This window comes from Marinomonas sp. ABL3_031, assembly GCF_056161265.1.
The window spans coordinates 62,693-78,679 of record NZ_JBSWYU010000014.1 but is presented as its reverse complement, the minus strand read 5'-3'; the positions used below and the strand labels follow the sequence as shown (position 1 = coordinate 78,679).

The window sequence follows — 15,987 nt, the reverse complement described above, 5'->3', positions numbered from 1 at the left end:
CGCCGTTTGAATGATTTTATAAGACATTCAAACGGCGATGTGGATTAGACTAGGTCAGTAAAATCATTATCAATGTGAAGATCAACATAAAGATCATAACCAGGTAGCTTAATGTGTTGGTTAGTAATGTCTAATTCTTCTCCTCCTAAGACATTGAAACCAAACTTATAAGTTGGTAGCACTTCACCGCGAATGGCTGCTTGGTTGTACTCTTGCGCGGCTGCAGTAACCGCTTGATGCTTCTCTTGATAAGCTGACATTTGCGCAGGTGAATAGCGCTTTTCCAGCATGTCGAGAGTTTGTTGTGGTGATAACAGTATCGCCGTGGCGTTGTTGCCACCAAAACCTTTAGAGTTCAAAAGCGCTGCTTTGAAATGCGATTTCCCATAGTGTTCGTGCTGAAGTTGGAACTTCAAACCTTCTTGATACACGTCTTCTGCAATGGCTTTCGAAGTGGTGATACCAGGTAGAATACCATCCTGCCAAACACCTAAAGAAAGGTGCAGTTGGTCGCCGCCTGCAGTGCCTTGAGAGTGTCCTAAAAAGGCTTTCATCGCCGTGACTGGCATGTCGGTTGCGCCAAAGCTGGCCGCCGCTTTACTTAACACATGGGATTCTGTCACGCGGTTCTGCGGCGTGCTGGTACCATGAGCCTGAATAAAGGTGTGTTTGGTTAATCCCTCATTGCCAATCAGGTTTTCTAAATAAGCCATGGCTTTGCTCATGGTTAAATAGTTACCAACCCCTGGTGCGGAAATAGATTTCTTGTGTCCGTCAGCATAAGAATACACGGCAGGAACGGAACCAAAAATCTGCGCGCCCAATTCGATTGCAAGTTCATCATCCACTAACAATGTCCATTGACTGGATTCGCCGATGGTAAAGCCGCAGTTGTCAGCAAACGGACGGCAACTGCGAGTATGATCAGGCTCATCCTGTTGGCTCAATTTGTCAAGGGCTAGCAAGGAAACGTCTTCTGCCAATGCGCCCATAGTGCGGAAGCCTTCAATAATTTCTGGTGTAATGGGAGCATCACTGCCACCTACCATGGCCACGCGGAATTTGCCGGTTTTGATGCCATCCACAGCCCGTTCTAAGTTGAAGAAGTAGGTTGCGCAAGCGCCAATGGAAGTTCCAACATTACCGACACTGCCTAATAGATAAGCATTGACAAAGTCAGCAGGCATTTGGGCATAGCCTAAGGGTAAGTGCTTAGAGGTGGTGCGTTTGCCCATCAAGGCCGATTTCAGCATGCCGCCAAAACCTAGGTCGTCCATTTGTCCGATAGAGTTTGCAGCGTAGACCGCCATTTGATCAGGACTAACTTTATTCCGAATGACTTCCCAGTCGATGCCGCTGCTCTTAATTGCATCCGATGCGCCATACACTGTCATTTGTAGACCACGTGGGTGGTTACGGCTCTGGTAGAGTTTGCCTGCATCAAAACCGGTAGGCAGTTGTCCTGCCGATTTGACAGCCAAAGGTTTGGTGTCTTTGACGAAGGTTTCCAGGTTGCCTTCAACTTTGACTTCGCTGATGGTGTCGGAAATGGGTGTTACTTTCCAATTAGCAGGTTTGTTTCTTGGCAAAGAGCGAGTTTTAGTTCGGAAACTAAAAGCCTCTTCGCCAGACACTGCTTGTAAAGATGCGGATTTATGGATGGTAACATGATCAACATCAAATAGACTTGGGTGTATACGGCGGATTAACGTGCGAGCCAGTAGCTCTTCGCTTATGCTATCAACAAGCGAATCTGCATCCAGAGATTCGCCTGATTCGGTATGCCAAAGTCCATTTTTGTGCTCCGCCATATTGGTTAGCGTAGCAAGATCCAGTAACACATCCTGCTGGATTGAGCTTGGCAGAAGATCGAAAACGATACGACGATATGCTTGATGAAATGACGTACGTCCAGCCGAATTAATTCCGCCAAAGCCAATAATAACAGGTAAACGGGCCAAGTGAATTTCCTCGTTTTATAAGTGAATAAATATGACTTGATTGTTATGAAGGGGGCGGCGCTAAGCTACCCCAGTCATAGTAATTAAGTAATCCGGTTTTACATTCTATTACATTTTTTCCCTTTGTCGTTCGAAAAAAAGTGAAATAAAAAATGCTTACTCATTACTGGTTTGAGTACGATTAAATTGCCATAACTTATTGTAATTAATCAAACTAATGATTTCTTTTACGTAAGCTTGGCCACGCTGTGAATAATGTTGAAGACCTTGAGCCAAGGCTAAGCCGGTTACCACTTCACCTTTTTGTCGTAAATCAGCGCGGGTTTGACGTAGTGTTTTGTAGGCTGAGTTAGTGTTTAAATTATCGATGTAGGCGAATACAGATTCACGGGCATCATGAAATTTACGTACTTCGTGGTCCGCACCAGAGTTTCGAGATTCAGGTACTAAGCCACATCCTTTACGGAAGCACCATTGACCAAAGTAGTTATTGCCTTTGGTCGCAAAACGTGAAGTACCCCACGCTGATTCATTAGCAGCTTGTGCCAATACGAGTGAAGTAGGAATAATGTCGAGGCGCAACATCAGTGCCTGTAGATCTTTTGTAGAATAGGCTTCTAAAACTTTTAGTTTATTGTCTTTACGCTGCTTGGAGACCCATTTAATGTCTTGTTTCGACAGTTTGTTTGGTTTTTCCATTAAGCCAGCGAGACGTTGGCGATCTTCGAGAATAAGTGCATTTTTTTCCTTGGCAAAAGGAGAAAGGTATTCAAAAAAAGCTTTTTTTCGCGCTTTAACGTCACTAATTGCTTTAAAATCGGGGGCTTGAGCCTGAATGGGATGGCTTTCAAAATAACTTTTTTCATCCTCCGTCGCATCATACTCGGTTTGCGCTGAACTGGTTTCTTTCTTACTTTTTTCGTCTTCATCCTGAAAAGGGTTGGTCTTAATCCATAACACTAAAATCAGTATCGCCGTAATAACCCAGAGAATTTTCTTTTCCATAAACAACCACAACTTTAAACTTTTTATATTGGATCGCTTTCATTGAAAGCGATGAGCAAAGCATTTTGTTAAATCAAAAGTGAGCCCATTATCCTTAAAAAATCGTCAATTTAACAGTCTTTAGGAAGTATGCTGACAAAACCCTGATATAACAGGGCTTTGTCATGGTTGCTGGAACTAATTGTTGTCCAAAAATAGATTATTAGGCCCCATAGGGACTACCTGAGTAGGGTTAATATTTTTGTGACTGAAATAGTAATGATGTTTGATATGATCAAAATTTACTGTCTCTGAGATGCCTTCATGCTCATATAAAGAACGTAGATAGCGGTTAATATTGGGGTAGTCGAGAATACGTTTGAGATTGCATTTGAAGTGACCGAAGTACACAGGATCAAAACGAATCAAGGTGGTGAATAAACGCCAATCCGCTTCTGTTTGTTGTTCGCCTATTAGGTAGCGACGACTTTGTAATTTGTCTTCGAGATACTCAAGAGTGTCAAATAAGGGAGTTAAGGCCTCTTCATAGGCCGCTTGTGTCGTCGCGAAACCACATTTGTACACACCATTATTCACCGTGTGATATATGCGTTCGTTAAGGTCATCGATGTCGTCCGCCAGTTCGCTTGGATAAAAATCTAGTGTATTTCCCGTTAAATCGTTAAAAGCCGTATTAAACATCCGAATGATGTCTGCGGATTCATTCGATACTATGGTTTGAGTTTTTTTGTCCCACAAAATAGGCACGGTAACTCGACCAGAATAATCGGCTTTGGCCTTGGTATAGAGTTGATGTGCGAATTCACTGTGATAAAGCGGATCACCACTTTCTATGTGTGCGTCGTGAAAGGCTGGGTCTTTTAAGAAGTGCCAACCGTTTTCTAGCATATCAGGGTGCACGCAGCTGACACTGATAATGTCTTCTAATTGTTTGAGTTTACGAAAAATGAGAGTACGATGCGCCCAAGGACAAGCTAAAGAAACGTACAAGTGATAACGATCTTTTTCAGCGGGGAAATGCTGGCTTTGAGTGACATCAAAGTCGTTAGGCGACTGAACCCAATTACGAAATATGGCCTCGGAGCGCACAAACTTCCCTTGAGATTTTTTGGTGTCATACCATTGGTCGACCCATTGTCCATCTACTAATAACCCCATAATAATTTCCTCAATCTGTAATTTTATACATATTATTAATGAAAACCCGATCAATTCGGGGCAATATATTGGTCGTATTTAATCGAACGATTCGATGGGTTTGGTTTTATGTCTGAGCGTTTTGGTTCTTTGTTTGCACCATGCTGTATTCTGCTCTTGAGTGTGTACGCTAGTTTATACATTGGTGTATTACCGCCAGCTTGGATTGGCATCTTGCCTTTGATGCCTTTGATTTTAGCTGTGATCGCAATTTTATTAGCATGGCACTTCAACAAAGGTCGAGTTTTTATACTGGTAATTTTGTTGCTGATTCCCAAATTATATGGAGGTTCTGAGCAAACGGAGTCAATTACAGCTTACCTCGTTGTTTCCTGCTTCTGTGTTGCTTTACTAGCCTTTGTTAAAGAGCGCGGCTTTTTTAATAAGTTCGCTGTGAACCGCCTATTGTTTGTTGCTATGTTGGTGGCCTGGTGTTATGCCATCGAAAGACATTGGGTGTCTTTTTCTTTTCTTGATCAAGCTGTTTGGCAATTTCCCTTCACTTGGTCTGACTTTCTGCTGTGGGCAGGTTTGGTTGTCAGTATTTTATTAATGTCAGCGGCTTGGTGGCGTAGCAACGATGCTTTTCATGCCTGTGGGTTAGTCAGTGTCATCAGTCTTATTATTATCTCTCGCTTTAGTGTTTCCGACGGGCAATATGACACTATGTTATCCGCACAATGTTTGTTGTGGATCTGGTTTTTAATAATGGAAAGTTATCGAATGGCCTATTTGGATGATATGACACGTTTGCCTGGTCGTCGGGCTTTGAATGAAGCGTTAGTCGGTTTATCAAAAAACTATGCCATTGCTATGGTGGATGTGGATCATTTCAAAAAATTTAACGATACCTATGGCCATGATATGGGCGATAAAGTGCTTAGGACTGTGGCAGAACAGTTGAAAGTCTTTTCCTCCCCGGGTCATGCTTTTCGTTATGGTGGTGAAGAATTTACTCTGGTATTTCGGCGTTGTGAACTGAGAGAGATAGAACAAGTGTTGGAAACAGTGCGCTCCAGCATTGAAGAAGCGGATGTGGAAGTATTTGACCCTAAAGCGAAAAAAGACACGGATGTCAGTGTGACCGTAAGTATAGGAGTGGCATTTGCCGTCAGTGGTGAAGACCCTGAATCTGTTATTAAGCGTGCAGACGAGGCCCTGTATCAATCGAAAAAGAAGGGTCGAAATCGGGTTTCTAAGTCTTTGCCAGCTAAAAATGTGTCGAGAAACTAAAAAAATTGAACAAATGGTCAATTTTTTTAGTTTCACCTATTGCACTGCGAATTCAGCTGTCTATAATCCTATTAAGAATTCGAGAACATTAAGGTGTGTGAGTCTTTACATACTTTAATCACAGCGCCAACGTGGTGTAACAGTTAGCTTAGATAATGAATGCCTATAGTTATTTGAGTCTCTGTTACGAGGGGAAATGGGGAGCTTAGGCTCCCTTTTTTTATGCTAGAAGAAAAGTCCAATTAAAGTAGGCCATTAAGGGAATTGTTAGAGCGTGCTTCGTGACCATGGGAAAAAATGTTATTCTGTTTTTATCTGTTGAGGATAAACAGGTCCCCCTTTTTAACTTATGAGCATATCAGCGAGGCTAGATTTGAGCGACGCAAAACGACCTAAAGATCAGCTGAAAGCGCATATTCGAGCGCAAAATCAAACTCTTATTCTAGAAACTTCGGAACGAGTTTTTGCCCGTCAAGGGTTAGCCAAAACGACCACGCAAATGATTGCTGATGAAGCTGGTTTGCCTAAAGCGAATGTGCATTATTACTATCGTTCCAAAAAGGATTTATTAGAGGCTGTTCTGGAACGTATCTTGAAGTTGTGGCTCAACTCGGTAAGTGAGTTTAATGTAGAGCAAGGGCCGAAGCATAACCTCACTCGCTACATCAGTGAAAAGATAGACCAGTCTCGAATCGATAAAAACGCCTCAAAAGTGTTTGCTATGGCCTTGATTGGGGAAGAGCCTTTTGTATTGGACTATTTGCGTCGTTTGTTTGTCACTGAGTTAAGTCGTGAAAAAGCCACAATTGAGACATGGGTTAATAATGGTTTGATGGACTCAGTGCCAGTTGAACATTTGTTTATTAGTATTTGGGCGATGACACAAACCTATGCTGATTTTGATGCCCAAGTAAGAATCATGCTGCAAAAAGACGTTTTAGAAGAGAGCGACTATGAGGAGGCGAAAGCCTTTATTACGCGCATGGTATTAGCAGGTTGTGGTGTAAAGGGACTGTCATGACCATTGAAAGTAGTATTACTTTTTTTATCGCCATTTTTATTTTTAGTATTACGCCAGGTCCGGGTGTTTTTGCCATTATCGCACGCAGTATGTCCCAAGGAGCTAGGGCCAGTGTGTTATTGAATGCCGGAATGGCGGTCAGTGATATTCTGTACTTAGTCATGGCATGTTATGGGCTAGCGGTTGTGGCGCAAACTATGGAAGGCGCATTTTTAGCCATTCGCTATTTGGGCGCTGCTTACCTCATTTACCTTGGTTGGAAAATGTGGGTCGCGCCAATTGAGGCTAATACAGATGCAATGACGACAATGAATACCTCAAAACAACAGATGGCCAGTTTTGTTCAGGGTTTTATGATTTCTGCTTCTAACCCTAAGGTTATTTTGTTTTATATAGCCTTTTTGCCGACCTTTATGGATCTTACACTTTTGACAAGGTTGGATATTATGTGGGCTTCAATGTTGGCTTTTATCGCCTTGATGATGGGTTTAACTCTGATTGCTGTAAGTGCTTCTCAGGCTCGTAAAATGATGAAATCCAATTCAGCCATGAAAGGGCTTAATCGAGTTGCTGGTAGTATTATGATGAGTGCTGGTGGGTATTTGGCGCTTCGAAATTAGAAACTAGAATCCAGTAGGAAAATATAAAAACGCCACAGGGTTTGGCTCTGTGGCGTTTTTTTGTGTTTATCGAACTGAGTGTTTAGGCTTAGCGAGTACCGTAAATACGATCACCAGCGTCACCAACACCTGGACGGATGTAAGCATGATCATCTAAGCCGCGATCAATGGTGCCAATATACATTGCCACATCTGGGTGCGCTTCTTTGAATGCTTGAATGCCTTCTGGAGCAGCGAACAAGCAGATGAAACGAATGTCAGAAGCGCCCATTTCTTTCATTTTTTCAATGGCCATGATGGCAGAGTTGCCTGTTGCTAACATAGGGTCGACCACAATAATGGTTCGCTCGTTCACTGAGTGTGGCATTTTTAAGTAGTATTCGACAGGTTGTTTGGTGTCTGGATCTCGATACAAACCCACATGACCAACACGTGCAGAAGGTGATAGTTTTAAAACCCCTTCAGCAAGACCATTACCGGCACGCATAATGGTGACAATACACAGCTTTTTACCTTTAAGAACGGGACTCATGGCTTTTTCAAGTGGCGTTTCTACTTCAATATCCATGGTATCCAAATCGCGAGTTGCTTCGTAACCAATCAAAGTGCCTAACTCTTCTACCAGCATTCTGAATTCGCGAGTGCTGGTGTTTTTGTCTCTTAGGCTAGTCAGCTTGTGTTTTACGAAAGGGTGCTGGATAACAAAAATGTTGTTGTACTTTTTTAAAAGTTCTTCGCGAGTCATGCGTATTTTCCTTTTCATTGGCGTGCTTTGGTATTCAATCATTGCCCTGCAAAATTTGTGCTCATGATAGCACTAAGTGGTTTTTAGCTAAATCATTAATCTTGTCCTTCTGGTTAGTGGTAGCTTAGGTCAAGTGGGGATTGATTTCTTTAAGATAGTCACAACATAGACAAGCATTAGACTGGTTAAATCTGCCATGAAAGCGGGTTGAGAATTTCCCAATGAAAGAATTGGATTGAATAATGAGTAATGACGATTTTTTAGATAATCAAGACGATAACGATGTAATGGCAGAAGAGGAAAGTGTGGTCATTAGCGATCCCAAAGCGCTCGCTTTACCGGACGATGTGTTGCCTGAAACCTTATACATTCTGCCTATTTCCAGCCGTCCTTTTTTTCCTGCTCAAGTGCAACCTGTGATGGTGGACGCTGAGCAATGGGAAGACACGGTTGAACATATTGCTGAGCATCCACAAGCGGCTGTTGGCTTGATGTATGCAGAGAAAGTGGGTAAAGGTGCTCCTCCGGTGGAAGTGTTTCGATTGATTGGCTGCGCCGCTCGTATTCATAAGGCCGAAAAACAAAGTGATAAATTGACTTTCTTGGCTCAAGGTGTAAAGCGTTTTGAGGTAGTCGAATGGTTAAGCGATACCGCACCTTATTTGGCAAGAGTACGTTACGTCAATGATGCAAAAGCCAGTGATGATGAAGCCAAAGCTTATTCCATTGCTATTTTGGATGCGATTAAAGAACTGATTCGTTTGAATCCATTGTTTAGCGAAGATTTGCGTCAGTATTTAGGTCGCTTTTCTTTCAATGAATCAGGCTTGTTAGCGGATTTTGCTGCTTCCATTACGTCGGCAGAACCGGAAGAGTTATACGATGTGTTGGCGACGATTCCAGTGCAAGCGCGCATGCATTTGTCACTAACCTTGTTGCGTAAAGAGCTCGAAATTGCTCGTTTGCAAAATGAAATCAGTGCGGAAGTGAACGACAAAATTGGCAAACATCAAAGGGATTTCTTTTTACGTGAACAATTAAAAGTGATTCAAAAGGAATTGGGAATTTCCAAAGACGATCGCACTTCTGATGTGGAAACCTTTGAAGAACGCTTGCAAGGGAAAACGTTAACTCAGCCTGTCGCGGACAAGATTCAAGAAGAGTTACATAAGCTCAGTATTCTAGAAACAGGCTCGCCAGAATACGGCGTAACACGTAATTATTTGGACTGGGCAACGTCCTTACCCTGGGGTGTGCATTCTGAGGATAACTTGGACATTCAGTCGGCTCGTGGGGTATTAGAGTCTCATCATGCTGGATTGAGTGACATTAAAGATCGTATTATTGAATTTTTGGCATTGGGTGCGCACCGTGGTGAGATGGGCGGTTCAATATTGTTATTGGTCGGTCCTCCGGGAGTGGGTAAAACGTCCATTGGTAAATCCATCGCAGAGTCGCTTAATCGTAAATTCTATCGATTTAGTTTAGGCGGGATGAGAGATGAGGCTGAGATTAAAGGTCATCGTCGTACCTACATAGGAGCTTTGCCTGGTAAGTTTGTGCAAGCGTTAAAAGATGTTCAAGTCGAAAACCCTGTGATCATGTTGGATGAGATAGACAAAATCGGCTCATCATTCCAAGGAGATCCAGCGTCCTCTTTGCTTGAGGCCTTGGATCCTGAACAAAACAATGAATTTCTCGATCATTATTTGGACATGCGTGTCGATTTGTCCAAAGCCTTGTTTATCTGTACCGCCAATCAGCTGGATACTATTCCTTCTCCCTTATTGGATCGTATGGATGTGATTCGTCTTTCGGGTTACATAGCGGATGAAAAGCTTGCTATTGCGAAACAGCATTTATGGCCTAAATTACTGAAGAAAAACAAATTATTGAAAAAGCAACTGAACATCACGGATGCGGCATTACGTCATGTGATTGAACATTATGCCCGTGAAGCGGGTGTGCGAGGTTTAGATAAGTTATTGCAAAAAATACTGCGTAAGTCGGTTGTGGAACTCATGACGGGCGAAAAAGAGCACATTAATGTGGGCGTGAAAGATGTTGAGAGCTTGTTGGGTATGCCTTATTTCCGCCCTGAAAAAACCTTGCAAGGTGTCGGTGTGGTAACCGGTTTGGCTTGGACGTCAATGGGAGGGGCCACATTACCGATTGAAGCTACTAAGGTTCATGAGCTGGCTCGTGGTCTTAAGTTAACAGGTAAACTGGGGGACGTGATGAAGGAGTCAGCTGATATTGCTTACTCTTATGTATTTTCTCATACCAAGAGTTATCAAAGTTCACCAGAGTTTTTTGATAAGTGTCTGGTGCATTTGCATGTTCCTGAAGGCGCTACGCCAAAAGATGGCCCAAGTGCTGGTATTACCATGGCAACGGCCTTGATGTCTTTGGCAAAAGGTGAGCCTGTGCGACGTGGTTTGGCGATGACGGGAGAATTAACCTTGACAGGACAGGTATTAGCTGTCGGAGGGATTCGTGAAAAGATCATCGCAGCCAAACGTAGCAAGATCAATGAAGTGATTTTACCTGAACCGAATCGACGTGATTTTCAAGAATTACCGGACTCGGTAAAAGAAGGTATGACAGTGCATTTTGCAGAACGCTTTGCCGATGTTGAAAAAGTGGTGTTTGACTCGACAGGTAAGCACTTGCACTAAAATAACATGGATCAATGTGTACTGATTTTTCAGTTATTTGTTCACAAACAAGGCATTCTAATCATGCTTGAGTCGTGAGAAAATAATACCTACCGGGTGGACAGTGTTTGCCCGGTTTTTTTATATCGTTTGCTAGGGGAAGTTGATGCCAAATTCGGCCAAACTCACACAAGGTTCAACCTTTAAGCATGTTGTAACCATGTCGGTGACCAGTGCATTGGGTTTGATGTGTATGTTTTTGGTGGATTTGGTTGACATGCTTTTCTTATCCATGCTGGGGGAAAAAGAAGCCGTTGCTGCGGTAGGGTTTGCCAGCACCATCATGTTTTTTACCGTTTCCTTGAGTATTGCTGTTTCCATTGCCGCGACGGCCTTAGTGTCTCGTGCGATAGGTGAACATAATGTTGAGCTGGCAAAGCGACGAGCCGTCAATGTGTTGGCATTTGGAATTTTCTTTTCGTCCGCTGTAGTGTGGCTTTTGTGGCCTAAAATTCCGCATCTTTTGCTCTTTATTGGTGCTACTGGACGTGCTCTTGATTTGGCAATCGGCTATTTGCAAATCTTAATTCTGGGAATGCCAGCGGTCATGATCGGCATGATAGGTTCGGGCATTATGCGGGCGTTAGGCGATGCTAAGCGTGCCATGTATGCTACCATGGTGGGCGGTTTGGTTAATGCGGTGCTTGACCCTATTTTCATTTTTGCTTTCGGGCTTGGGGTGGATGGTGCTGCCATAGCGTCGTTAATCGCACGATGCTCCATGGTCGTGGTGGCTTATTATGGTGTGGTACAAGTGCATAAGATGCTCGGTGAATTTGATCTTATGGACTTTTTTAAAGATACCCGCAGCATTGCGATGATTGCTGTGCCGGCTATGTTGACCAATTTATCTTCGCCTTTAGCGAATGCTATTGTGATGGAACATACTTCGTCGTTTGGTGATGATGCGGTTGCCGCAGTGGCGATTATTGGTCGTATTATACCTGTCGTATTTGGTGGTTTGTTTGCTTTGTCCGGTGCAGTTGGGCCTATTCTTGGGCAGAATTACGGAGCAGGGCGGTTTGATCGTATGTATCAAGCTGTGACGAGTGCGGTTATTTATGCATTAGGCTATTGTCTACTACTGTGTTGGGTGCTTTATGTTTCACAGGACTGGTTGGTGGTGGTATTTAATGCTTCCTCTGGTACAGCGGATTTGATTCGCTTCTTCGCAACTTTTGTGTCCTTCAGTTTCTTTTTTCAAAGTTTATTGTTTATTGCTATTGCTACCTTTAACAATTTAGGACGCCCGTTAAACAGTACTATGTTGAATTTTGGGCGGGCAACCTTGGGAACTTGGCCTCTTATTATTGTATTTTCTTGGTTTATGGGGGCAGAGGGGATCTTGTTTGGCCAAGCAATTGGGTCGGTGATATTTGGTTGTATGGGATTTTATATGGCCAGAAATTACATCGCTGAACTAGAGCAGAGAGAAAAAGAAAATAAAGCGTCTCATGTGTCTACCACGAGAGAAGCTATGCCATCTGGTGCTTCTACTGGCTTTGACGAACTCATCTGATATTTACAATGTTAATACTTGTCCTGCTTGCTGGCCCAAAGTAGGTATTCTTGATTGCCATCACCGCCTTTGATGGGACTTGCGAGATAAGATTTCACTTCAAAGCCAAGCTGCTGAACAAAATCCTGTATCTCGACAGCAAGCTCTTTTACCTTGTTTTGATCTTGGACTATGCCGCCCTTACCAATAAATTCTTTGCCAACTTCAAACTGCGGTTTGACTAGCGTGATCAGATGGCCATTTGATTTCAGCAAAGTTGGCAGCTGAGGAAGTATCTTTTTTTGTGAGATAAAGGAAACATCCATGACCGCTAGGTCAAACCCTGATTCAGGCATATGACCTTGTAAATTTGTCTCGCTAAGATGACGTGCATTAATGCCTTCAAGGCAAACTATCTGCGGATGATTGCGTAAGCTTTCATCCAGTTGTCCATGACCTACCTCTATACCAACCACCTGACTGGCACCATGCTGTATTGCACAGTCACTAAAGCCTCCGGTGGATTGACCGATATCTAATACATGAAAGCCTGATATATCAAGCTGGGTATGCTTTAGTGCGCCTTCCAGTTTTAATGCGCCTCTTGAAACGTATTTGTCGGAATCCTCTTTTTGGACTGCGATTTGGGTATCTTTTGGTAGCTTGAGGCTGGCTTTTGAGGCGATGTGCCATTGTCCATTCTGACAATAACTCACTTGTCCCTTGCTAATGAAGGTTTGTGCCTGTGAACGAGATTTGGCTAAGCCTTGTTCGGTAAGAAGTAGATCGATACGTAGCATGATAGTTCTAGTGTTAAGAGGAATGCCTTTATATTATCAAAATTGGGCTATGCTAAGTAAGTTTAATCATTGATAGAACAAACCTTTATTAAATAAAAAACTAAATTCGAGGATTTTGCGTGCAACCAAACACTTTAATTTCTACAAGTGAACTCGCTGCTTTATTAGGGAGTGAGAATCTCGTTATTTTGGACAGTCGCTTTTATCTAACGGATTTGGCTAAAGGTAAGCAAGAGTATCTTGCGGGTCATATTCCTGGGGCCATTTTTATCGATTTGCATCATGAATTGGCTGGCGAAGAAACTCAGACGTCTGGTCGCCATCCACTTCCTCCTGTTGATAGTTTTGCGCTGCGTATACAGCAATGGGGGATAGATTTAGACAGTGATGTGGTTGTGTACGATGACATGGGAGGGGCCATTGCTGCGCGGGCCTGGTGGATGTTGATCCAACAGGGTATTAATACTCGAGTGTTAAACGGCGGCATTCCTGCTTGGATGGGAGAGGGGCGAGTGGTAGAGACTCAGATTCCTGACGTTTGTCCAAGCTCTACTCTTTTGACTGTCACCTTTCCTTGGCAAGTGAACGAGCAACAGCTGGTAGAAAATTTTGAGACCAATCAATTCCAGCTGGTGGATGCGCGTTCTGAAGATAGGTTTTCTGGTGAAAATGAAACCATGGATCCAGTTGCTGGCCATATTCCCGGTGCGATTAACCGTCCTTTCATGGACAATCTGGATGAAAAAAGCCGATTTAAACCGGCAGAGCAACTGCATGTTGAGTGGCAAGACTGGATTACACATCCTGTCGATGATTATGTGTACTACTGCGGCTCGGGTGTGACGGCATGTCATAATATTTTGGCTTTAAACTACTCAGGAATCGATGCCAAATTGTTGTATGTCGGGTCTTGGAGTCAGTGGTCTAAAAGAATGCTGCGTTTGATGCAAGAAATTTAGTTATTCGTGTTTGGTGGTCCAAAACGATAAAAAGTCACATTAAGCATTTTCTATTCCGCTATAGACTGTAAAATAGAACGCGTTTTTATTTTGGATTCTTTGTTATAAGGTATTGATCGATGAAAATAGCAGTGGCTGGAACTGGCTATGTAGGAATTTCAAACGCTTTATTATTGGCTAAGCATAACCAAGTGGTAGCGTTGGACATTATTCCTGAAAAAGTAGAATTGCTGAATGCTAAGCAGTCGCCTATCGAAGATAAAGATATAGAACGTAGCCTGAAAGAAGACCAGCTTAACTTCAAGGCGACATTAAACAAAGAAGAGGCTTATGCGGAGGCGGATTACGTCATCATCGCCACACCAACCGATTATGATCCTGAGACAAATTACTTTAACACTCGTCACGTTGAATCCGTGATAGCGGACGTTTGTCGTATTAACCCAAATGCTGTCATGGTGATTAAGTCAACCATACCAGTTGGTTTTACAGAATCAGCGGGACAGCGCTTTGCTACCCAAAACTTGATCTTCTCACCTGAGTTTTTACGTGAAGGCAAAGCCTTGCACGATAATCTTTACCCATCTCGAATCATAGTGGGAGAAGAATCTGAACGTGCTCGTGTGTTTGCCAATTTACTGGTGCAAGGGGCGTTAAAAGAAGATATCGATGTTTTGCTTACCGGTTCGACGGAAGCAGAAGCCATTAAACTTTTTGCTAATACCTACCTTGCTATGCGAGTGGCTTTTTTCAATGAATTGGATAGCTACGCTGAATCTCATCAATTAGATAGCCGTCAAATTATTCAAGGCGTTGGTTTAGATCCTCGCATTGGTCAACATTACAATAACCCTTCGTTTGGATACGGCGGTTACTGTTTACCGAAAGATACTAAGCAGTTGCTGGCCAATTATGACAAGGTGCCAAACAACTTGATCCGCGCCATAGTAGATGCCAATGCGACGCGTAAGGATTTTATCGCTGAATCCATTCTTAAACGCTCTCCTAAAGTAGTGGGCATTTATCGTTTAGTGATGAAATCTGGTTCAGACAACTTCCGCGCGTCTGCAATTCAAGGAATCATGAAACGCATCAAAGCAAAAGGCGTAGAGGTAGTGGTTTATGAGCCAGCTTTGAACGAATCTCAATTTTTCAATTCACGAGTCATCAAAGACCTTCAAGAATTCAAGTCGATTGCAGATGTTATAGTCGCAAACCGTATGACGGATGATGTGGAAGACGTCGCAGACAAAGTCTACACCCGTGATTTGTTTGGTGGTGACGCTTGAACATGAAAAAAAAAGATTGGGAATATTACAAAAATCGATTGGCTAAAATTCTCTATTATTTGAGAGAAGCTGTTGCTTTGAAAATGCCAGTTAAAAGCGCTAACGATATTTTGGAGTCATCTCATGTAACTGACCCGATGTTAGATAGAGTAAATTATTACTGTAAGTTAGATAATAGCTTTAGCCCTTCCGAAAACTCAGTTTCAGTTGGTGATTTTAAAAAGACAAAAAGTTTTGTTTACTTTGCTGATACGAAACGTGTTATTAGACATTTCCCAAAAGATAAACGTTTTGATTTTGTTTTTGGCGATGTAACGCATGTTCCAGATACGCCATCTTTTGTGAAGAGTCGTCCAATAGGAGATAATAATCAGAACTCTATACTACTAAAGTTAAATGCAATCAGGCACTATCAATTTGTCGATGATGAACTTTCTTTTGAAGATAAGAAGCCAATAGCTGTATGGCGTGGCATGGTATATCACCAACATCGTAGAGACTTTGTTGACCTCTATTTTAACAGTGACTTTGCTGATGTGGGGCATAATGATACAAGCCAAGTGGATGAAAAATATAAAGGCTTTTTAAGTGTATCTGAGCAATTGAAATATAGGTATATTGTCAGTATAGAAGGAAAAGATGTGGCAACCAATTTGAAATGGGCGATGTCATCAAATTCCTTAGTAATGATGCGGAAGCCTAAGTTTGAAACTTGGTTTATGGAAGGATTGTTGATACCTAATTATCACTATGTGCTGTTGAAAGATGATTTCTCTGATTTGGAAGAGAAAGTGCATTTCTATAATTTACATCCAGAAGAAGCCAATAGAATAATTAATAATGCTAAGGAGCATGTTTCATTATTCAGAAATGATAGTAGCGACTTTTTGATTTCGTTATTGGTTGCGAGAAAGTATTTTTATTTAGTAAAAGGTGTTTGAG

Annotated in this window: 13 protein-coding genes; 8 read left to right on the top strand and 5 right to left on the bottom strand. The window is 42.5% G+C overall.

Annotated features, from left to right (window positions below; genetic code table 11):
* Positions 1–44: 44 nt before the first annotated feature.
* The 3 genes from ACXAH2_RS14710 to ACXAH2_RS14700 form a co-directional block, all read right to left on the bottom strand.
* Positions 45–1,961, bottom strand: a complete 1,917-nt coding sequence (locus ACXAH2_RS14710) for a beta-ketoacyl synthase (RefSeq protein WP_475079540.1) — start codon at positions 1,959–1,961, stop codon at positions 45–47.
* Positions 1,962–2,117: 156 nt separating this feature from the next.
* The gene (locus ACXAH2_RS14705; RefSeq protein ID WP_475079538.1) at positions 2,118–2,966 is read right to left on the bottom strand and encodes a glucosaminidase domain-containing protein; all 849 of its coding nucleotides are present in this window, start codon (positions 2,964–2,966) and stop codon (positions 2,118–2,120) included.
* A 177-nt stretch (positions 2,967–3,143) separates the two neighbouring features.
* Positions 3,144–4,124 carry a glutathione S-transferase family protein gene (locus ACXAH2_RS14700; protein ID WP_475079536.1) on the bottom strand — a complete coding sequence of 327 codons (981 nt, stop codon included), beginning with the start codon at positions 4,122–4,124 and terminating at the stop codon, positions 3,144–3,146.
* 108 nt (positions 4,125–4,232) lie between these two features.
* Between ACXAH2_RS14700 and ACXAH2_RS14695 the strand changes: the two genes are divergently transcribed.
* The 3 genes from ACXAH2_RS14695 (at position 4,233) to ACXAH2_RS14685 (ending at position 7,037) form a co-directional block, all read left to right on the top strand.
* Entirely contained in the window at positions 4,233–5,396 is a 1,164-nt protein-coding gene (locus ACXAH2_RS14695) for a GGDEF domain-containing protein (protein WP_475079534.1), read from the top strand.
* 373 nt (positions 5,397–5,769) lie between these two features.
* The gene (locus ACXAH2_RS14690; protein WP_475079532.1) at positions 5,770–6,417 is read left to right on the top strand and encodes a TetR family transcriptional regulator C-terminal domain-containing protein; all 648 of its coding nucleotides are present in this window, start codon (positions 5,770–5,772) and stop codon (positions 6,415–6,417) included.
* Entirely contained in the window at positions 6,414–7,037 is a 624-nt protein-coding gene (locus tag ACXAH2_RS14685; protein WP_475079530.1) for a LysE family translocator, read from the top strand. The genes ACXAH2_RS14690 and ACXAH2_RS14685 overlap by 4 nt, the downstream gene beginning before the upstream one ends.
* An 88-nt stretch (positions 7,038–7,125) precedes the next feature.
* Here the strand turns inward: ACXAH2_RS14685 and upp are convergent, their stop codons facing one another.
* On the bottom strand, positions 7,126–7,782 hold the full coding sequence (upp, locus tag ACXAH2_RS14680; RefSeq protein ID WP_475079528.1) for a uracil phosphoribosyltransferase: 657 nt from the start codon (positions 7,780–7,782) through the stop codon (positions 7,126–7,128).
* Between the two features lie 242 nt (positions 7,783–8,024).
* Between upp and lon the strand changes: the two genes are divergently transcribed.
* Positions 8,025–10,460 (top strand): endopeptidase La, encoded by a 2,436-nt coding sequence (gene lon, locus ACXAH2_RS14675; RefSeq protein WP_475079527.1) that lies wholly within the window; start codon positions 8,025–8,027, stop codon positions 10,458–10,460.
* A 145-nt stretch (positions 10,461–10,605) separates the two neighbouring features.
* The gene (locus ACXAH2_RS14670) at positions 10,606–12,018 is read left to right on the top strand and encodes an MATE family efflux transporter (RefSeq protein WP_475079525.1); all 1,413 of its coding nucleotides are present in this window, start codon (positions 10,606–10,608) and stop codon (positions 12,016–12,018) included.
* An 11-nt stretch (positions 12,019–12,029) separates the two neighbouring features.
* Here ACXAH2_RS14670 and ACXAH2_RS14665 read toward each other — a convergent pair whose 3' ends face one another.
* A complete protein-coding gene (locus ACXAH2_RS14665) occupies positions 12,030–12,797 on the bottom strand; it encodes a TlyA family RNA methyltransferase (protein WP_475079524.1) in 768 nt (255 codons plus the stop codon).
* 119 nt (positions 12,798–12,916) lie between these two features.
* Here ACXAH2_RS14665 and ACXAH2_RS14660 point away from each other — a divergent pair, with 119 nt between their 5' ends.
* The 3 genes from ACXAH2_RS14660 to ACXAH2_RS14650 all read left to right on the top strand — a co-directional run bounded on the left by ACXAH2_RS14660 (position 12,917) and on the right by ACXAH2_RS14650 (position 15,986).
* The gene (locus tag ACXAH2_RS14660) at positions 12,917–13,756 is read left to right on the top strand and encodes a sulfurtransferase (protein WP_475079522.1); all 840 of its coding nucleotides are present in this window, start codon (positions 12,917–12,919) and stop codon (positions 13,754–13,756) included.
* 119 nt (positions 13,757–13,875) lie between these two features.
* Positions 13,876–15,045 carry a nucleotide sugar dehydrogenase gene (locus ACXAH2_RS14655; protein ID WP_475079520.1) on the top strand — a complete coding sequence of 390 codons (1,170 nt, stop codon included), beginning with the start codon at positions 13,876–13,878 and terminating at the stop codon, positions 15,043–15,045.
* A gap of 2 nt (positions 15,046–15,047) precedes the next feature.
* Positions 15,048–15,986, top strand: a complete 939-nt coding sequence (locus ACXAH2_RS14650; protein ID WP_475079518.1) for a glycosyl transferase family 90 — start codon at positions 15,048–15,050, stop codon at positions 15,984–15,986.
* Position 15,987 lies beyond the last annotated feature (1 nt).